At 70.7% G+C, this 17,399-nt stretch carries 18 protein-coding genes; 2 read left to right on the top strand and 16 right to left on the bottom strand.

What is annotated here, in order from left to right; all coding sequences use genetic code 11:
• Window positions 1–56: 56 nt before the first annotated feature.
• Complete coding sequence (locus ACFP2T_RS41180; RefSeq protein ID WP_377432185.1) at window positions 57–1,337, bottom strand: ferredoxin reductase family protein; 1,281 nt, start codon at window positions 1,335–1,337, stop codon at window positions 57–59.
• A 164-nt stretch (window positions 1,338–1,501) separates the two neighbouring features.
• Between ACFP2T_RS41180 and ACFP2T_RS41175 the strand changes: the two genes are divergently transcribed.
• Window positions 1,502–2,533 carry a M20/M25/M40 family metallo-hydrolase gene (locus ACFP2T_RS41175; protein WP_377432183.1) on the top strand — a complete coding sequence of 344 codons (1,032 nt, stop codon included), beginning with the start codon at window positions 1,502–1,504 and terminating at the stop codon, window positions 2,531–2,533.
• A gap of 90 nt (window positions 2,534–2,623) precedes the next feature.
• On the opposite strand, the gene ACFP2T_RS41170 is transcribed toward ACFP2T_RS41175, so the two are convergent.
• Window positions 2,624–3,322: a TetR/AcrR family transcriptional regulator gene (locus ACFP2T_RS41170; protein WP_377432182.1), complete on the bottom strand. Its 699-nt coding sequence runs from the start codon at window positions 3,320–3,322 to the stop codon at window positions 2,624–2,626.
• A gap of 92 nt (window positions 3,323–3,414) precedes the next feature.
• Here ACFP2T_RS41170 and ACFP2T_RS41165 point away from each other — a divergent pair, with 92 nt between their 5' ends.
• A complete protein-coding gene (locus tag ACFP2T_RS41165) occupies window positions 3,415–3,888 on the top strand; it encodes a nuclear transport factor 2 family protein (protein WP_377432180.1) in 474 nt (157 codons plus the stop codon).
• 45 nt (window positions 3,889–3,933) lie between these two features.
• Here ACFP2T_RS41165 and ACFP2T_RS41160 read toward each other — a convergent pair whose 3' ends face one another.
• The 14 genes from ACFP2T_RS41160 to ACFP2T_RS41095 form a co-directional block, all read right to left on the bottom strand.
• Window positions 3,934–4,698 carry a mycothiol-dependent nitroreductase Rv2466c family protein gene (locus ACFP2T_RS41160; protein ID WP_377432178.1) on the bottom strand — a complete coding sequence of 255 codons (765 nt, stop codon included), beginning with the start codon at window positions 4,696–4,698 and terminating at the stop codon, window positions 3,934–3,936.
• 17 nt (window positions 4,699–4,715) lie between these two features.
• A complete protein-coding gene (locus tag ACFP2T_RS41155) occupies window positions 4,716–5,771 on the bottom strand; it encodes an ABC transporter ATP-binding protein (protein WP_377432176.1) in 1,056 nt (351 codons plus the stop codon).
• On the bottom strand, window positions 5,768–6,790 hold the full coding sequence (locus ACFP2T_RS41150; protein WP_377432174.1) for an ABC transporter ATP-binding protein: 1,023 nt from the start codon (window positions 6,788–6,790) through the stop codon (window positions 5,768–5,770). The genes ACFP2T_RS41155 and ACFP2T_RS41150 overlap by 4 nt, the downstream gene beginning before the upstream one ends.
• Window positions 6,787–7,728, bottom strand: coding sequence for an ABC transporter permease (locus tag ACFP2T_RS41145; protein WP_377432172.1), 942 nt, complete (start codon window positions 7,726–7,728; stop codon window positions 6,787–6,789). The genes ACFP2T_RS41150 and ACFP2T_RS41145 overlap by 4 nt, the downstream gene beginning before the upstream one ends.
• A complete protein-coding gene (locus ACFP2T_RS41140; RefSeq protein WP_377432170.1) occupies window positions 7,709–8,758 on the bottom strand; it encodes an ABC transporter permease in 1,050 nt (349 codons plus the stop codon). The genes ACFP2T_RS41145 and ACFP2T_RS41140 overlap by 20 nt, the downstream gene beginning before the upstream one ends.
• Window positions 8,759–8,889: 131 nt before the next feature.
• On the bottom strand, window positions 8,890–9,438 hold the full coding sequence (locus tag ACFP2T_RS41135) for a TIGR03086 family metal-binding protein (protein ID WP_377432168.1): 549 nt from the start codon (window positions 9,436–9,438) through the stop codon (window positions 8,890–8,892).
• Window positions 9,439–9,449: 11 nt separating this feature from the next.
• Window positions 9,450–11,024, bottom strand: coding sequence for an ABC transporter substrate-binding protein (locus ACFP2T_RS41130; RefSeq protein ID WP_377432167.1), 1,575 nt, complete (start codon window positions 11,022–11,024; stop codon window positions 9,450–9,452).
• On the bottom strand, window positions 11,021–11,776 hold the full coding sequence (locus ACFP2T_RS41125) for a mycothiol-dependent nitroreductase Rv2466c family protein (RefSeq protein WP_377432165.1): 756 nt from the start codon (window positions 11,774–11,776) through the stop codon (window positions 11,021–11,023). Before ACFP2T_RS41125 ends, ACFP2T_RS41130 begins: the two co-directional genes overlap by 4 nt.
• Before the next feature lie 6 nt (window positions 11,777–11,782).
• The gene (locus ACFP2T_RS41120; RefSeq protein ID WP_377432163.1) at window positions 11,783–12,913 is read right to left on the bottom strand and encodes an oligopeptide/dipeptide ABC transporter ATP-binding protein; all 1,131 of its coding nucleotides are present in this window, start codon (window positions 12,911–12,913) and stop codon (window positions 11,783–11,785) included.
• The gene (locus ACFP2T_RS41115; protein ID WP_377432162.1) at window positions 12,910–13,989 is read right to left on the bottom strand and encodes an ABC transporter ATP-binding protein; all 1,080 of its coding nucleotides are present in this window, start codon (window positions 13,987–13,989) and stop codon (window positions 12,910–12,912) included. The genes ACFP2T_RS41120 and ACFP2T_RS41115 overlap by 4 nt, the downstream gene beginning before the upstream one ends.
• Window positions 13,989–14,936 carry an ABC transporter permease gene (locus tag ACFP2T_RS41110; protein WP_377432160.1) on the bottom strand — a complete coding sequence of 316 codons (948 nt, stop codon included), beginning with the start codon at window positions 14,934–14,936 and terminating at the stop codon, window positions 13,989–13,991. Before ACFP2T_RS41110 ends, ACFP2T_RS41115 begins: the two co-directional genes overlap by 1 nt.
• An 82-nt stretch (window positions 14,937–15,018) precedes the next feature.
• Entirely contained in the window at window positions 15,019–15,987 is a 969-nt protein-coding gene (locus tag ACFP2T_RS41105) for an ABC transporter permease (protein WP_377432159.1), read from the bottom strand.
• A 406-nt stretch (window positions 15,988–16,393) separates the two neighbouring features.
• Complete coding sequence (locus ACFP2T_RS41100; RefSeq protein WP_377432157.1) at window positions 16,394–16,960, bottom strand: hypothetical protein; 567 nt, start codon at window positions 16,958–16,960, stop codon at window positions 16,394–16,396.
• Window positions 16,950–17,384, bottom strand: coding sequence for a MarR family winged helix-turn-helix transcriptional regulator (locus tag ACFP2T_RS41095; protein ID WP_377432155.1), 435 nt, complete (start codon window positions 17,382–17,384; stop codon window positions 16,950–16,952). The genes ACFP2T_RS41100 and ACFP2T_RS41095 overlap by 11 nt, the downstream gene beginning before the upstream one ends.
• Between the last annotated feature and the right edge of the window lie 15 nt (window positions 17,385–17,399).

Here is a 17,399-nt window from a genome sequence, read left to right as displayed (position 1 = left end):
AACGGTCAATGGGGCCGGACCACCGGACCAGGGAAGAAAAACGATTCCGACGGCGGTCAGCGGAAAGAGAACTCCTCGAAATGGATGCGGGCGGAGGGGAGGCCCCGGCGCCGGAATCCACGTTCGAAGGCCTTGACCATCGGAACGGGTCCACACATGAAGACGTCGGCGTCGGCCAGGTCGGCGGCCTGGTCGGCGACGATCCGGTCCACGGTCAGCGAGCCCGTCTCGGCCGAGACGTTCAGGTGTACCCGCAGGCCGGGATTGCGGACGGCGGCCGCCCGCATCTCGTCCTGGAACAGCGCTTCCGCCGGCTGCCGAACGGTGTAGTACAGGTCGATACGCCGTTCGTCCGGTCGCTCCATCTCCCGCAGCCAACTCAGGAACGGGGTGATACCGATGCCTCCGGCGATCCAGATCTGCCGCCGTCCGGCACGCCGGTAGTCGAGCATCCCGTAGCTTCCCTCGACCGTGGCCCGGCATCCGGCCTCGGCGTGCGCGTGGAGCCGGGCGGTGTAGTCGCCGACCGCCTTGATGGTCAGCCGGAGCCGGTCCTCGGACGGCGAACTGCTGACGGTGAACGGATGTGGCTCACGCAGGCCCGACCGGCGGATCTTCACGAACACGAACTGGCCCGAGGTGAACACCAGGCGTCGCGCCTTGCGGGGGCGCAGCGAGACTTCCAGCGTCGTCGGGTTGAGTCGCCGGACGTCGTCGATGACGTACCGGTAGCGGGGCCGGACGAATCGCGCGAGGAGCACCGTGTAGAGGTAGGCGACGATGCCGACGACGTAGGCCGCCAGGAGCAGGGCGAACGGCACGACGGTGGTTTCGACGACCTGGTCGACGAGGAGCGCGTGCGCGAAACCGAAGGCAAAGAACAACCCGATCAGCTTGTGGGAATGTCGCCAGCTCCGGTAGCTGACCGTGATCAGGTTACGGAGTAACGGCAGCCGTGGACCGATGCTCAGCAACACGAGCACCACGATCCCGACGAAGGCTATGAGGCCCGACGGCGTACCGCCCGGCGAGTCGAGGAGCCAGGGCACGACCGTGACGTGGGCGACCAACAGCAGGAAGCCGGCGACCGCCGCTCGACGGTGGACCCGGTACATCCGGTCCAGGCCGCCGAAGAACGGTTCGATCCAGCGCGCCCGGGTGGCCAGCACCAGAGCGACGGCGAACAGCAGAACCGCGGCGGACGCGGCGAACTCGGCCAGGCACTGACGCAGAAAGTCGGGGCGACCGTCGTCGGCAGGCGGGAAGACCAGCCACGTGGCGGCGTTCACCGCCTCGAGCCCGACAACGACCAACACCCCGACGTGTCTTCGTCGCACACCGCCTCCGCTCGGCGCCGATCGCCACGGACGTGGAAAGCCTATCGACATCCGCCCTCCGAACACCCCGACCGGACCGGCCCAGGGCGGCAACCGTTCGGGGTTGCGTGGCCCAGTCATGATCACAGCGTGTCGTCCCGACATCGTCCGGACAGGAGACGCGGATGTTCCTGACCGCAGAGCCACGACTGCGGGATCTGCCACCGGCACTCGCCGCGCAACTGACCTCGCTGCGCGGCAGTGTCGACGAGGGACGGTTACGCCGACACGTGGAGCGGTTGGACGCGCCCCGTGGCCGGCACCACGCCGCGCCGGAGATGCACAGAGCCGAGTCGTACGTGGTCGGCGAGCTGGAGCGGGTCGGCTGGCGGGTCAGGCGGCGGGCGTTCACCGTGCCGGGCGACGCGATCGCCGGGGCCAACCTGTTCGCCACTCCCCCGATCGGCGACTCCGTCCGCTCGCCGGATCCCGCCGGCCGGACGTCGATGGGTGAAACCACCGTGCTGATCGGTGCGCACCTGGACACCGTGCCCGGCAGCCCCGGCGCGGACGACAACGCCTCCGGGGTGGCGTGCCTGCTGGAACTCGCCCGGCTCCTGCCGGCGTACGGCCTGGCCCGGGATGTCCGGTTGGCCGTCTTCGACGAGGAGGAGACCGGACTGCACGGGGCCCGGGCGCTGGCCGGCGAGTTGACCGGTCCCGACCGGCCGGGCGCGGTGATGGTTTTCGAGTGCATCGGGTATTACTCCGCGCACGCCGACACCCAGGTACTGCCGTCCGGCGCCGGGCTCGTCTATCCGGGTCAGCGTCGCCGGATCCGGCAGCGCGGCTGGCGCGGGGACTGGACGCTGGTGGCGTACCGGCAGTCGGCCGTGCGGTTGGCCCGGCTGTTCGGCGAGTGCCTGGCCCACCTGGCCGGGCCCGGCACCGCCGTACTGACCCGGGACGCGCTCGACCTTCCGCTCGCCGGTCCGCTGCTCCGCCGGTACGTGCCGGCGACCGAACACTTCGCGCGCAGCGACCACCAGCCCTTCTGGGACGTCGGCGTACCCGCGATCCAGATCACCGACACGGCCGACTTCCGCAACCCCCACTACCATCAGCCCAGCGACACCCCGGAGACCCTCGACTACACCCGGATCGCCGACATCGCCGCCGCCACCGCCGTGAACCTGGCAAACCGCGATCCCGACTGAGTGTGGGGTGCGGCCCGGCGGCCACCCCGCGGATCGGGATAGCCCGGCCGGGTCCACTGTCGAACCCAGCCCGGCCGGTCCATCGCCGGCTCACCCGGGCGGTTCGTGCCCGCCCTGCGGCGGATCCACCAGCACCCGGAGCACCGGCCGCAGCGCCGCCATGATCCGCTCGGGCGCGGCGTCCTGGAGCGCGTCGAGGTCGAGCAGTTGGCGTCCCACGGTCAGCCCGACCATGGTGGTGATGACCAGGGCGGCCCGCAGTCGCGGATCCGGGCCGGGGATGACGGCGCCGAGCTGCGCCACCTGGTCGTCGAGCGCGGTCCGGACCGTCGCGGCCGCCTCGGGGTGGGTGAGCATCGAACGGAGCATCGCCAGCGAACTCTCCGGCAGCCCGCCGATCTTGATGCCCAGGGTGGTGAGCAGGTGTTCGACCAGCTCCTCGGTTCCGCCCGCCCCGATCTCGGTCACCGACCGGCCGGCGCCGGCGGTCGGGCTCCGCCCGGCGGTCGCGGTGCCGTGGGCCGAGGGCGCCGCCTCGACCGGCGATGCCGGACCGTCGGCCGGCATCGGCGCCCCGACGAGCGGAGCCTGCACCGCGCGTACGAAGAGACCCTGCTTCGACCCGAAGTACTGCATCACGAGCGCCGGATCCACCTGTGCCGCAGCCGCGACCGACCGGATTGTCGTGCGCTCGAATCCCCGCTCGGCGAACAGCGTGCGGGCTGCGGCGAGGATGCGGCCCTCGGTCTGCCGGCGCCGCTCGGCACGGGTCAGTACTGGCTCGGCCACGCTCGCTGACTCTACCGGTGTTGACGGGGCACGAATTGGCTCTACACTCGTTGAGTGAGTCAGATCAACGGTTGTTGAGTGAAGGAGTCGAGATGGACCCGTCCCAGATTGAGAAGGTGCAGCTCAGCCCGTCCGAGGTGCTCGCCCGCTACCACCGCGCCATGCTCGACAAGTCGGCCGACGACCTGGCCGACCTCTACTCGGTCGACGCGATCCACGAGTTCCCGATGCTCTTTCCCGGCATGCCGGAGTCGTACCACGGTCGGGAGGAGATCCGGGCCGGCTATCGCGCCGCCTGGGCCGCGCTCCCCGCCCGGGTCGAGGAGATCGGCGACGTCGTACTGCACCAGACCGCCGACCCCGAGGTGATCATCGTCGAGCAGCGGGTCGGTTGCGTACTGACGGCGACCGGCCGGCCATTCGCCGCGAACAACCTGCTGGTGATCCGGGTCCACGACGGGCTGATCACACACGTCCGGGACTACCTGGACGCACTCACCCTGAACCAGGCACTGAACCGTCTCCCCGCGGTGCTGACTCTGCTCGCCGGAGATGACGCGCGTTAATAAGGGGCCCTTCCTATGCAAAAAGCGATAAGAAGGGGCCCTTCCTTACGCCCGGAGGGCGGACATCGCCCACTCCAGGCTGGCGTTTTCGTGGGGGGCGCCGGGGGCCTGGGCGGCGCGGGCGGCGCGCATTGCCTGGATGCGCAGGTCGGCGCGCCAGACGGCGGCGGGTAGGTCGGCGCGCAGGGTCAGTTCCTTGCGGCGCTTGACCTCGAAGAGGTAGTCGTAGCCGACCAGTCCGGAGAAGTGGGTCCAGAGTTCGAGGCAGGTCTCGTCGTCCGGGAGTTCCCGGATGACCGGGCCGAAGACGGCCGGGCCCGCGCCGCCGCCGAAGACCAGGGTGGGAACGCCGAACGCGCGTACCCGGTCCTGCCAGCCGCGATGTTCGTCGAGGACGGCGGTCCAGGTCGCCGGGTCGCCGATCGCCGCGTCGACCAGGGCGGGGTCGCGGCCGATCGCGGCCAGCGCGGCTCGGGAGCTCTCGGCGCTGGTCGGGGCGGGGACCGGTCCGCCGGCGGGGGCGGCGGGTGGCGGTTCCACCTCCCACATCAGGGCGCCGAGGACGCTGTAGAAGCGGCCCATCTCGGCCCGGTCGTACCGGTCGCGGAGCAGGATCGCGGTACGCAGCGCGGCGCCGTACTCGGCGTCGAGCGCCGCCGGGTCCTCGTCGGCGTGCAGGTTGACGACCTCAAGGGAGAGCAGGCCCCAGTCGAGTTCGATGGCGCCGAGCGCCTCCAGCCGGCGTGCCCAGCGGGAGGTCTGGTAGCACCACGGGCTGCGCGGATCAAACAGGAAGGTGATCTTTTCCATCTTCGGGACCTCGTTCTCTAGTCGACCGTGTCGTCGGAGTCGTCCGCCGGGGCGAGCGGGGAGACCGGGGACGCCGGGGAGAGCGGGAAGTGGCAGGCCACGGCGTGGTCCGGACGCACGGTCCGGATCGGGGGCGCCTCGGCGGCGCAGATCTCGGCCGCCCGGGGGCATCGGGTACGGAACCGGCAGCCGCTCGGCGGGTCGAGTGGCGACGGCGGCTCGGCGGCGAGTTCGGCGGGGACCCGGGGCCGGGGCATCTCCGGGTCCGGGCTCGGAATCGAGTCGAGCAGCGCTTTCGTGTACGGGTGCAGCGGGTTCCGGTACATCTCCTCGGCCGGACCGACCTCGCACAGCGCGCCCAGGTACATCACCGCGACCCGGTCGCTGACCTGCTTCACCAGCGCCAGATCGTGCGCGATGAAGAGGTACGACAGTCCCAGTTCGGCGCGGAGCCGTTCGAAGAGGTTGAGCACCTGGGCCTGGCTCAGCACGTCCAGCGAGGAGACGGCCTCGTCGCAGACGATCAGCGCCGGCGAGAGGGTCAGCGCCCGGGCGATCGCCACCCGCTGGCACTGGCCGCCGGAGAGCTGGCCCGGCTTGCGGGTGCCGAAGACGCCCGGGTCGAGCCCGACCAGGTCGAGCACCTCCCGCGCCCGGGTCCGGCGCTGCGTCCGGTCACCGACCCGGTACGCCGCCAACGGCTCCTCGACGATCGAGGAAACCGTCCACTTCGGATCGAGGGAGCCGTACGGGTCCTGGAAGACAGCCTGCATCTGGCGGCGCGCGGCGACCAGGTCCCGGCGTTTCCGGGCGGTCGTCAGGTCGACTCCCTGGAACCACACCTCGCCCGACTTCGGCGGTGGCGCCTGGAGCACCGAACGGACCATCGTCGACTTGCCGGAGCCGGTCTCCCCGACGACGCCCAGGGTCTCCCCCGACCGCACCTCGAACGAGACGTCGGAGACGGCGTGCACCACGCCGCCCCGCACCCCGCCGTGGGCCCGTACGACGAACTCCTGGACGAGGTTGCGGACCTCCAGGATCGGCTTGCTGGTCCCGTTTCCGGCCGTCATCTCTCGTCCTCACATGGGAAGAAGCAGGCCCACTCGTGCCCCGGCTCCTGCTCGTCCAGGTCGGGTCGCTCCGCTCGGCAGCGCTCCTGCACCCGGAAGCAGCGCGGCGCGAAGGCGCAGCCGTCGTGCAGCACCGTCAGGTCCGGCGGTCGACCGGAGATCACCGGCAGCGGGGCGTGCGGCGGGCGTTCCAACCGTGGCGTCGCGTCCAGCAGTGCCCGGGTGTACGGCATCCGGACGTGCGAGATCATCTGCCGGGTCGGGGCGCGCTCGACCACCCTGCCGGCGTACATCACGGCGATCTGGTCGGCGTACGAGGCGGCCAGCCCCATGTCGTGGCTGATCAGGACCAGTCCCATGTCGAAGCGCTGCTGGAGGTCGAGCAGCAGGTCCATGATCTGCGCCTGGGTGGTGACGTCCAGCGCGGTGGTCGCCTCGTCGGCGATCAGCAGTCGCGGCTGGCAGGCGAGCGCGATCGCGATCATGACCCGTTGCCGCATCCCGCCGGAGAGCTGGTGCGGGTACTCGTGGAACCGTCGCGCGGGTGCCGGCAGCCGGACCATCGCCAGCAGTTCGACCGCGCGTTCCCGGGCCTGACGCCGGCCGAGTGGCAGGTGCACCCGGATCGCCTCGGTGAGCTGGTTGCCGATCCGCATCGTCGGGTTCAGCGACCGGGCCGGGTCCTGGAAGATCATCCCGACCTCCCGGCCGAGACACTGCCGCAGTTCCTTCTCGCCGAGCCCGACCATCTGCCGGTCGCCGAGCCGGATCGAGCCACGGACGGTGGCGGTCCGGGGCAGCAGGCCCAGCACGGCCCGGGAGGTGACGGTCTTGCCGGAGCCGGACTCCCCGATCACCGCCAGCGTCTGGCCGGCGGTCACGGTGAGGTCGACGCCGCGGACCGCGTACACGGTCTGGTCACGGGTCCGGAAGGTCACCGACAGGTCCTCGATGGCCAGCAGTGGCGTGTCCGGGTCGGCGGCCCTGGTCGCGGTGCCCGGCTGGGTCTGGAGGGTCATGGCGCACCGGTCCGGGCTCGCAGGGCGTCGCCCAGGGTGTTGAGGCAGACGATGGTGAGGAAGAGACAGGCGCTCGGAATCAGCACCAGCTCGGGATTGCTGGAGATGTACGCCTGACCACGCGAGATCATCATTCCCCAGCTCGGCTCGGAGGCCGGTACGCCGAAGCCGAGGAAGCTGAGCGACGCCTCGATGGTGATCGCGGCGGCGACCCAGAGCAGGCTGTAGGTCAGCAGTTGCGGCAGCACGTTCGGGGCGATGTGCCGGACCAGGATCGTGCCGTCCCGCTGGCCGGCCAGCCGCGCCGCGACGACGTACACCTGCTCGCGCAGTCGCAGGGTGGCCGCCCGGGCCAACCTGGCGAAGGTGGGGATGGAGAAGAACGAGATCGCCCAGATCACGTTGAGCTTGCTCGGCGTCAGGTACGTCGAGACCACCAGCACCAGCACCAGGGACGGGAACGCGATCAGCATGTCCAGCAGGCGCATGGTGAGGGTCTCCAGCCACCCGCCCTTGAACGCCGCGAACATCCCGAGCGAGCCGCCGAGGACCAGCCCGATCAGGTTGGAGGTCAGCCCCACCTCCAGGGACACCCGGCCGCCGTAGAGCAGTCGGGAGACGATGTCGTTGCCGAGCGGGTCGGTGCCGAGCAGGTGCCCCGGCGAGAACGGGGGCAGGTTCGCGTGCAGCAGCGAGCCGGTGGTGGGGGACGGCAGGTCGCGGTAGACCAGCGGCCACAGGAAGCAGGCCAGCACGATCAACCCGAGGATCACCCCGGGAACCCAGATGTCCCTGCCGGTGCGTTCCCGCCGGCCGCGACTCCGGCTCCGGCCCCGGCCGGTCGGGGCGGTGGCGGTGGGTCCGGCGCCGGTCGGGTCCGCGCCGCCCGGATCGGCGGCGATCCGGTTCCCGGCGAGGTCAGGCGGTTGGACGGCCATGGCGAATCCTTGGATCGAGGACGGCGTAGAGCAGGTCGGTGACGAGGTTGGCGCCGACGACGAAGCACGCCATCACCACCACGTACGCCTGGACGACCGGGATGTCCCGGCTGTTGATCGCCTGGAGCAGGCCCTGGCCCATGCCGGGCAGGCCGAACATCTGCTCGATGATCACCGTGCTCCCGATCAGGGCGCCGAACTGGAGCCCGACGATGGTCAGCAGGCTGAACACCGAGTTGCGCAGGGCGTGCCGGATCAGCACCTGCCAACTTCCCACGCCCTTGGCCCGGGCGGTGGTGATGTAGTCCTCCCGGGCCATCTGGTCGACGATGTCGGCCCGCAGCACCCGGGTGTACTCGCAGAAAAGCGCGAACGCGATCGCGGTGGACGGCAGGATCATCGCCCGAAGGTTCTGCCCGAGGCCCTGCGCGACCGGCACGTAGCCGACCGCTGGCAGGACCCGCAGGCCGACCGCGAAGACGAGGACCAGGACGAGGGCGAAGACGAAGTTCGGCACCGAGAGCCCGAACATGCTGACCTGCATCCCGACCCGGTCGGCGAACCCACCGGGCCGCTTCGCCGCGACGACCGCGGTCGGCACCGCGACGAGCAGTGCCAGCGCGAACGCCAGGACGACCAGTTCCAGCGAGACCGGCAGGGCCCGACCCAGGATCGTGGTCACCGCCTCGTTGTTCTGCAACGAGTTGCCGAGGTCGCCGGTGAGCGCGTTGCCGAGCCACTGGAGGTACCGGAGCAGGAAGGGTTCGTCCAGGTTGAGCCGTGCGGAGAGGGCCGCGACCTGTTCCGGGGTGGCGTCGTCGCCGAGCAGCGCGACGGCGGCGTTGCCCGGCAGCAGGTTCATCAGACAGAACGTGATGAAGGTGGCGCCCCAGACCACCGGGATCGACTGGAGCACCCGTTTTCCGGCGACCCGTACCGCCGGCGACCGGTTCAGCAGGCCGAGCAGCCGGCCCGGACGGGACGGCGTCCGGGCCGGCTGACCGGCTGACCGGGTCAGCGTGTCAGACATCGATCACCGCGCATTCCGGGGTCCCACCCGGACATCGGCGCCGATGACTCCGGGCCGAGTTTTGGAGAGCAGAAACGAGACCTACCGGAGTGTCGTCCACGAGAATTCCTAACATATCCGGGGCGGTGGTGTCACGGGTTGCGTCCGCAGGCGAGCAGCAACCGGGTCTGCAGGTCGGCATCGGGTACGGCCTCCGGCAGCGGCGCCCCGAACCGGTCGGCCGGCAGGCTCCCCTCGGCCGCGGCCGGCGCGAAGAACCCGTACGCGACCCGGACCAACCCGTCGTCCATCGCCTCGTCGACCCCGATCGCCCGCGCCAGGTCCCAGCTGTGTACGACCAGCCCACTGATCCGCATGATCAGAAACTGCTCGCCGCTCACCGACCGCTTCGGCAGCCGTACCTCGGTGGTCATCGCCCCGGGCTCCCGGAACGCGGACCGGATCACCGGGACGCTGGCCCGCCAGGCGGCGGTCAGGTCCCCGGTGACCGGGGTCCGGTCCACCTCCTCGCCCCGCAGCAACTGGCCGCAGTGCGCGTTCCCCTCGATGACGTGCCGGACCAGCGCCGACACGTCCCACTCCGTGCACGGGGTGACCCCGGTCCACTGGTCCGGGCCGATCGCCACCAGCCGCTTCTCGAAGGTGTCCAGAGCCTTGTCCAGCTCTCCGAGCAGGTCCATTCCGCAAGCTCCTAACAGGTCAGTCGGGCACTCTTGAACTGGGCACCGACGGCCGCGAAGTCGACGTCGGCCAGGCACTTGGACTGGAAGGTGTAGTTCGGCCCGCTGATGATCGGGATGTCGACCGCGAGGTCGTTCATCGTCGACCACACCTTGCGCCAGGTGGTCTGCCGGGCCGCCGGGTCGAGGGTCTGGTTGGCCGACTGGATCAGCTCCGGCACCTCCGGGTGCTCCCGGGCGAACCCGTGCTTGCCCTGGGGCGTGGACGGGGACTGGAACGAGGTGTAGAACTGCGGGTCGTTGATGCCGCCGCTGAAGGCGTACGCCATCTGGTAGGTGCCGTCCGAGTACGCCTCGCTGAGCTGCGGCCCCTGCACCGCCTTGACCTGCGCCTTGATCCCGCACTGCTGCCACTGCTGGGCCAGCGCGTTCGAGATCACCTGCGAGTGGCCACCGATGTTGAGCAGGGTGAACTCCAGCCCGCCGAGCTGGTCGACCAGCGCCTTGCCCTTCACCGGATCGAACGGGTACGGGAACTGCGCCTTCGCCCCGTCCACCCCGCCGTCGGGGTAGTACAGGCTGTCCGCGCCGGCCAGTACGTACGCCGGGGTGACCCAGCCGCGCTGCACGTTCTTGGCGATCGACTCCCGGTCGGTGCAGTAGTTGATCGCCTGCCGCGCCTCGGGCCGGTTGAACGGCGGCTTGTACGTGTTGATCGGCAGGAAGGCGTAGAGGGTGTTCTCACCGGCGATGGTGGCGATCTCCTGGTTGGCCTTGGCGTCGTCCAGCACGTTCGGCGGGGTGGAGACGCCGCTGACCTGCACGCTGTCGATCGAGCCGGAGGCGACGTGCTGGTAGGAGACCTGCGCCTCGGGGCTGGTGTTGATGTACTTGATCTCGGCCAGGTGGACGTTGCTCCGGTCCCAGTACTTCTCGAACGGCTTGAGGATCAACTCCTCGCCCGGCTTGTGGCTGACGATCTCGAACGGCCCGGCGCCGACCGGCTTCAGCCCGAACTGCTGCTGGCCGACCTTCTTGTGCGCGGTCGGCGAGGCGATCAGCGTCGCCGGGGTGTACGTCAGGAAGGCGACCATGGTCGCCGTCGGCTCGCTGAACGTCATCGTGACCTGGTGCTCGCCGCTGGCCGTGACCGACGCCATCTGCTTGAAGTACTGGGCGTTGGGCGACTCCGCGCTCTTGTAGCGCTCGAAGTTGTAGACCACCGCCTCGGCGTTGAACGGCGTGCCGTCGGAGAAGGTCACGCCCTGCCGCAGGTCGATCGTGAGCGTCTTGAGGTCGTCGCTGTACTTGTAGCCGGTGGCCAGGTCCGGGACGAAGTCGCCGCCCTTTTCCTTCGGCGGGTCGAAGAGCGAGCCGTAGATGTCCAGCGAGATCGGCACCGCCTTGCTGATGTACCCGGTGCCGCCCGGGTCGAGGGTCTTGTTGTTGTAGCCGCCGATCGTGATCTTGCCGTCCGCACCACCGTTGCCGGCGGCGCCGTTCCCACCGGACCCACCGCAGGCGGTCAGGGCGAGACCGACGCTCGCGACCAGGGCCAGCCGGAGGAGTACGTTTCGCCGTCTCATCTCTGCACTCCGTTCTCGTCCGTCGAAGCCGCTACTGGTTGATCTGGAGCCGCCGTCGCCGGCTCGGGCTCGGGCTCGGGGGCGGCCCACGGCCGTTGACCCCAGGGCCACCACGGTGTACGGGCACCGTCGTCGTAGAAGATCGCCGGCAGCGTCGGGGCGCCGAGCCGGCCCCGCTTGAGTTCGGAGAAGCTGTCGTACCGAACCAGCCAGGAGACGTGCCGCCAGAGTTCGACCGCCTCGTCGTCGCTGGGCATCCGGTTGAGCACCGGCCCGAAGATCATCGGCCCGTCGCCGCCGTCGAGCGCGATGGTGGGTACGCCGATGCTCCGGGCCCGGCCGATCAGCCCCTGGTGGTCGGCGACGACCTCGGCCCAGGTCTCCGGATCGGCCATCGCGTCGTCGAAGAGTGCCTCGTCGAAGCCGGCCTCGACGACCGACTCCCGGACCGCCACCACCAGGTCCGGGGCGGGTGGCCGGGACTCCCAGGTACGTCGGGCCAACGCCCGGTAGAACGGTCCGATGGCCTTGGAACCCGCCTTACGCCGGATCGCCACCGCGCAGCGGAGCGCCGGCCCGGAGATCGCGTTCAGTTCCAGCGGGTCGGCGTCCTCCGGCAGGTTGAGGATCTCCAGGCAGAAGAGTCCCCAGTCGAGTTCGACCTCGCCGAGTTCCGCCAGTCGCCAGGCCCACTTGGTGGTGAGGTAGCACCACGGGCACCGGGGGTCGAAATAGATCTTGATGGCTTCCACAACGGATCACCCTTGTTCCACGGCAACGGTTCGGTCAGCGGCATCGGTTCGGTCAGCGGCATCGGTTCGGGAGGTGGGAACGGACGGATGGAGACGGGCGGAGACGGGCACGTCGACGGCCCGGGTGCCGCCGAGCGGAAAGTGGCAGGCGACCCGGTGTCCGGGCGCGATCTCCCGCAGCTCCGGCACCTGGTCGGCGCAGGTCTGCTGGGCGTAGACGCAGCGGGTACGGAACCGGCAGCCGGACGGCGGACGCAGCGGGGAGGGCTGTTCGCCGACCACTGGGATCCGTTCCCGGACCGTCTCGGTGTGCAGGTCCGGCGGAATCGCCGAGAGCAGCGCCGCGGTGTACGGGTGGGCCGGGTTGGCGAACAGCTCGTCCGTCGGGGCCGTTTCGCAGAGCCGCCCGAGGTACATGATCCCGGTCCGGTCCGCGAGGGTACGCACCACCGCGAGGTCGTGGGCGATCAGCAGGCAGGTCAGCGACAGCCGGTTCTTCAGGTCGAAGAGAAGCTTGAGCACCTGGGCCTGGATCGAGACGTCGAGCGCGGTCACCGGCTCGTCGAGGATGACCAGGTCCGGTCGGGACACCAGGGCGCGGGCGATGGCCACCCGCTGGGCCTGACCACCGGAGAGTTCCCGGGGCCGCCGGCCACCGAACCGGCTGGCGCTCAGGCCGACCAGGTGCAGGATCTCGGCTACCCGTCGGCGCCGGTCCACGCCCGACCGCACCCCGGCGGTGATCAGCGGCTCCGCCACGCTCCGCTCCACCGTCCACCGTGGATCGAGTGCGGAGAACGGATCCTGGAACACCATCTGCACGCCGCCACCGGTGCCCCGTCGGCCACCGCCGCGCATCCGCCGCCGGCCCACGGTACGGCCGCTCACCGTCACCCGCCCGCTGACCGGCCCCGGCGCCCCGATGACCGTACGGGCCAGCGTGGACTTGCCGGATCCGGTCTCGCCGACCAGGGCGAAGGTCTCGCCCCGGGCGATCGTGAAGCTGACCCCGGCGACCGCGGACACCGTCGACCGCTGGAACGGCCGCCGCCCCTTGACCCTGAACTCCTGGACCACGTCGACGCAGTCCAGCACCACCGGCGCGGGGACCGGATCCGGTCCGGACTCGATCGTCATGGCGTCACCTCCGGTTGCTGGGGCGCCGACCGGGGGTGCCAGCAGCGGACGAGATGCCGGTCGGTCACCTCGACCAGTGCCGGGCGGTCCTGCCCGCAGTCGTCCTGGGCGTGCTCGCACCGGGCCGCGAAGGCGCATCCGGGCGGCGGGTCGCGCGGGTCGGGTGGCGACCCCTCGATCGGCAGGGGTGGCCGGCCGGGCACACCGACGTCCGGCACCGCCCGGATCAGCGCCTGGGTGTACGGCATCCGGGAGGTCCGGGCGAGTCCTCGGGCCGGCAGTGCCTCGACCACCTGTCCGCCGTACATCACCAGCACCTGTTCGGCCCGGGAGGCGGCGAGCGCCAGATCGTGGGTGACCACGATGTTGCTGATCGAGTGGGCCTCGCGCAGCCCGTCCAGCAGGTCCATGATGGCCGCCTGGGTGGTCACGTCCAGCGACGACGTGGGCTCGTCACAGAAGATCACCTTCGGGCGGCAGGCCAGCGCTATCGCGATCACGATCCGCTGCCGCATCCCGCCGGAGAGTTCGTGTGGATAGGCGAAGTACCGCTCGTCCGGCGCGGCGATCCCGACGTCGCGGATCAGCTCGACGCTGCGCCGACGCGCCTCCGCCCGGCTCAGCGGTGCCTCGCCGGCAGCCTCGTCCGGCCGACCCGATCCGGCGAGCATCGCCTCGGCGATCTGCGGGCCGACCCGCATGGTCGGATTCAGCGACCGGGTCGGATCCTGGAACACCAGCGACGCGACACCGGTGACGAAGCCGCGCCGCTTCGCCTTCGGCAACTGCGCCACGTCGACCCCGTCGAACCGTACGGTGCCGGTGACCTCGAAGCGGCGCGGATCCAGCAGCCCGAGTACCGCCCGGATGCCGATCGACTTACCGGCGCCGGACTCGCCGACGATCGCCATCGCCCGCGCGGGTGCCAGCCGGTAGGACAGCCCCTCCACCAGGGTCAACATGGCCGAGCCCCGCCGCACCCGTACGGTGAGGTCCTCGACCTCCACCACCGGGGTGGCCCCGGGATCGGTGGATGCCGCGGGCCGGGCGGCCTGGGCGGGTCCGGAACGGGTCATCAGCGCTCCTCGGTCAGCCGACCGCGGAGTCCGTCCGCGACCAGGTTCAGGGACAGGACGGTGATGAACAGCGCCATGCTGGGCAGGACGACCAGTCGGGGATCGCTGCTGAGGTACGCGTCGCCGGAGGCGATCAGATTGCCCCAGGTCGGCTCGGGCTCCGGTACGCCGAGTCCGAGGTAACTCAATCCGGCCTCGATCATCATCGCGGTGCCGATGGTGAAGAGCGCGAAGCCCAGCAACGGCGGCAGCACGTTCGGCAGGATGTGCCCGAAGATCACCCGGTACGCGGCGGCGCCGTCGCTGCGCGGCGCGGTGACGAAGTCCCGGTGCCGGACGGTCAGGGTCTGCGACCACGCCAGCCGACCGAACCGGGAGACCCCGAAGAGGCTGATTGCCAGCGTGGTGTTGGTGAGGCTGGGCCCGAGGTAGTCGGCGATCACCAGCGCCAGGATCAGGCCCGGGAAGGCCAGCAGCGTGTCGAAGAGCCGCATCACGAACGTCTCGTAGAAGCCGCCGAAGAATCCGGCCGTCACCCCCAGCAGGGCGCCCGCGAGCAGGCTGATCGCGGTGGCACCGAGTCCGACGACGATCGACACCCGGCCGCCGTGCAGCAACCGGGACAGCACGTCGTTGCCGAGTTCGTTGGTGCCGAGGGGGTGACCGGGCGACCCCATCGGGGCCATCGCGTTCGCCAGGTCGCCGGTGACCGGGGACGGCAGCGACAGCAGGGCCGGACCGGCGAAGCAGGCCAGCACCACGACGACGAAGACCGCGGCCGGGATACCCACCGACGGCGCCCGCAGCGCCCGGCCGAGCTGGGTGAGCCGGGCGAGCTGCCGGTCCCGGCGGGGAGCGGAGATCCACGCCTCGTCGGCGTCGGAGACCGCGATCGAGGCGGCGGGCGCGGGGCCCGGCACGTCCTTCCGCGGTACGTCGGTACTCATCGCGATCGCCTCTCCCTCGTCTGTCCCGCCGTGCCGCTGACCCGTGCCGGTCCCGAACGCCTCGCCCCTGCCCGGGGCCGGTTCATCCGGCCCGGACCCGGCGGCGCGCACCGGGGCGTACCCGTGGGTCGAGCCGCATCTGGATCAGTTCGCCGACCAGGTTCGCGACCACCACGCCCACCGCGATCAGCACGATCGCGCCTTGCAGCAGCGTCGCGTCGCGGTTGTTGATGGCACCGAGCACCAGGCGGCCGATCCCCGGGATCGAGAAGACCTCTTCGACGATGACCACGCCGGAGAGCAGGAACCCGGTGGTGAGCGCGATCAGCGTGATCAGCCCGCCGACCGAGTTGCGGGCGACGTGCAGGACCAGGACCCGGGTGTTCGACAGGCCCTTCATCCGGGCGAGGGTGACGTACTCCTCGCTCTCCAACTGCTCGTGGATCTCGCTGCGCAGCACCCGCATGTACTCGGGAAAGACCGACACCCCGAGCGCGACCGACGGGATGATCATCGCCTTGATGTTGGCGCCCCAGCCCCCGGTGGCGGGATCCACCCAGCCGATCGAGGAGACCATCCGGAGGCCGGTCGCGAACACCACGATCAGCATCAGCGCCACCACGAACGCCGGCACCGAGTTGCCGATCAGCCCGAGGACGGTGACGAACCGGTCCGCCCAGCGGAACCGCAGCGAGAGCACGGTGGTCAGCAGGGCCAGTGTGATGCCGACGAGCTGCGCGCCGATCAGCAGTTCGATGGTCGGCGGCAGGGCCAGCCGGATCGCCTCGCTGACGCTCTGGTGGGTGATCACCGAGGTGCCGAAGTCGCCCCGTAGCGCGGCGCCGAGCCAGTCCAGGTACCGGACGTAGAGCGGATCGTCCAGTCGCAACTGGGCGGTCAGTTCGGCGGCCGCCTCGGGGGTGTAGAAGTCACCGAGGATGGCGTAGACGACGTTGCCCTGGAGGATGTTGACGAGCCCGAACCCGAGCGCCGTCACACAGATGACGACGACCAGCATCTGGAGCAGCCGGGCACCGATCACCCGGAGCATCGCGGTGTTCCTTCGTGGGATCGACGAGGCCGGCTGATCATCGGAGGACTCCCTTGGCTTCTGGGGTCGTCGCGTGCGTGCCCGACCCGTCCGGATCCGCTGGGACACCAGGTGGGGCCGGCTCGCCGCTTAGCCGGACGCTACAATTCGGTTCCGCTCATAGCAACGCCCCCCTCTGTTGGTTCTGCTAGGCGGAACATTTCGTGGCCGTTTCGTAACAACATCAAGTACGGACCGCTCGACGACACTCGGACATCCGGCTGGCACGGCCGACGAGACCGGGGTGGGTGCGGTGTCCTGACGCGGGCTCGACCCGCACGGCAGCCGGGAACGACGCGCTACACCCGTCGGCGCACCGCAGCACGAGCGGGGGCCCGCCGAGGTCAGGTATCCGCGTGCCCGGGACTCAACCGACCGGCGTCGTCGGCTCGCCGTGCTCGGCGTGCCGTCCGTGGTCGCTGACCTGGGCGTCGAACCAGGCGTGCAGGGCACTCAGCAGCGCGGGTTCCGCCGTCAGATAGTCCAGTTGGGCGCCGTCGGGCAGCTCGCGGTAGTCGATCCGGATCCGGGCGGCGCCGGCCCTCAACTCCGCCAGGCCGGGCATCTCCGCGCCGTGGATCCGGGCCGGGTCGGCGAAGTCGCCCCGCCGGAACCGTTCCGCCTCCGCCCGGAGGTGTTCCCGGACCAGCCCGACCTGCCGCTGGTCCACCGGTTCGTCGACGGTCACGGTCTGCCGTCCACCGGTGCCGGTCTTGCTGAACCGGTGCGTGCTGCGCTCGAGGTCGAACGGCATGACCTCGCGTCCCCGTTCGGCGACGTCGGCCTGGCGCCCGGCGTCGGCCGGGGGGGCTTCGCCGGCACGCCGGAAGTCGAGGAGGACGACCAGCGCGACGACGACCAGCGCGGCCGCGACCACCGCGAGGACGGTCCCGCGGCCGGGCGACGGGCGCCGCGACTGCGCGTCACTGGTCATCTGCGGCCTCCGCGAGTCGCTGCACGGCCGACAGGATCGCCGGCCGCTCGTCGGGTGGAATGCGGTCCAGCAGTGCGGCGAACCTGGCGTCCCGGGCCTGGGCGAGCCGTTCGGCCACCCGTACGCCCTGCTCGGTGAGGGTGAGCCAGATTCTCCGGCCGTCGTCGGCGGCGTCGGCGCGACCCACCCAGCCCCGGCCGACGAGCTGCCCGACGAGCCGGCTGACCGTGCTCTTCTCCAGCCGCAGTCGACGAGCCAGCTCGGCCTGGCGCAGCCCGCCATCGCGCTGGATCTCCGTCAGGGCGTGCGCCTCGGAGACGGTCATCTGCTGCCCGCAGGGGGTCTGCTCGGGCCGGTGCAGCCCGAATGCCCGGACGAAGGAACTGACGGCGTCCCGGATGGCCCGCGCGTCGTCGGTGGTCATGGTTGCACGATACAA

It is taken from the genome of Plantactinospora solaniradicis, from assembly GCF_042658085.1.
GTDB lineage: Bacteria > Actinomycetota > Actinomycetes > Mycobacteriales > Micromonosporaceae > Plantactinospora > Plantactinospora solaniradicis.
This window is presented reverse-complemented; position numbering and strand designations above follow the sequence as displayed.

Bases quoted from the DNA above. Each gene is read 5' to 3' on its own strand.
- ACFP2T_RS41175 (WP_377432183.1), top strand. From the start codon at position 1,502: ATGTTCCTGACCGCAGAGCCACGACTGCGGGATCTGCCACCGGCACTC.
- ACFP2T_RS41165 (WP_377432180.1), top strand. From the start codon at position 3,415: ATGGACCCGTCCCAGATTGAGAAGGTGCAGCTCAGCCCGTCCGAGGTG.
- ACFP2T_RS41160 (WP_377432178.1), bottom strand. From the start codon at position 4,698: ATGGAAAAGATCACCTTCCTGTTTGATCCGCGCAGCCCGTGGTGCTAC.
- ACFP2T_RS41155 (WP_377432176.1), bottom strand. From the start codon at position 5,771: ATGACGGCCGGAAACGGGACCAGCAAGCCGATCCTGGAGGTCCGCAAC.
- ACFP2T_RS41150 (WP_377432174.1), bottom strand. From the start codon at position 6,790: ATGACCCTCCAGACCCAGCCGGGCACCGCGACCAGGGCCGCCGACCCG.
- ACFP2T_RS41145 (WP_377432172.1), bottom strand. From the start codon at position 7,728: ATGGCCGTCCAACCGCCTGACCTCGCCGGGAACCGGATCGCCGCCGAT.
- ACFP2T_RS41140 (WP_377432170.1), bottom strand. From the start codon at position 8,758: ATGTCTGACACGCTGACCCGGTCAGCCGGTCAGCCGGCCCGGACGCCG.
- ACFP2T_RS41135 (WP_377432168.1), bottom strand. From the start codon at position 9,438: ATGGACCTGCTCGGAGAGCTGGACAAGGCTCTGGACACCTTCGAGAAG.
- ACFP2T_RS41130 (WP_377432167.1), bottom strand. From the start codon at position 11,024: ATGAGACGGCGAAACGTACTCCTCCGGCTGGCCCTGGTCGCGAGCGTC.
- ACFP2T_RS41120 (WP_377432163.1), bottom strand. From the start codon at position 12,913: ATGACGATCGAGTCCGGACCGGATCCGGTCCCCGCGCCGGTGGTGCTG.
- ACFP2T_RS41115 (WP_377432162.1), bottom strand. From the start codon at position 13,989: ATGACCCGTTCCGGACCCGCCCAGGCCGCCCGGCCCGCGGCATCCACC.
- ACFP2T_RS41110 (WP_377432160.1), bottom strand. From the start codon at position 14,936: ATGAGTACCGACGTACCGCGGAAGGACGTGCCGGGCCCCGCGCCCGCC.
- ACFP2T_RS41105 (WP_377432159.1), bottom strand. From the start codon at position 15,987: ATGCTCCGGGTGATCGGTGCCCGGCTGCTCCAGATGCTGGTCGTCGTC.
- ACFP2T_RS41100 (WP_377432157.1), bottom strand. From the start codon at position 16,960: ATGACCAGTGACGCGCAGTCGCGGCGCCCGTCGCCCGGCCGCGGGACC.
- ACFP2T_RS41095 (WP_377432155.1), bottom strand. From the start codon at position 17,384: ATGACCACCGACGACGCGCGGGCCATCCGGGACGCCGTCAGTTCCTTC.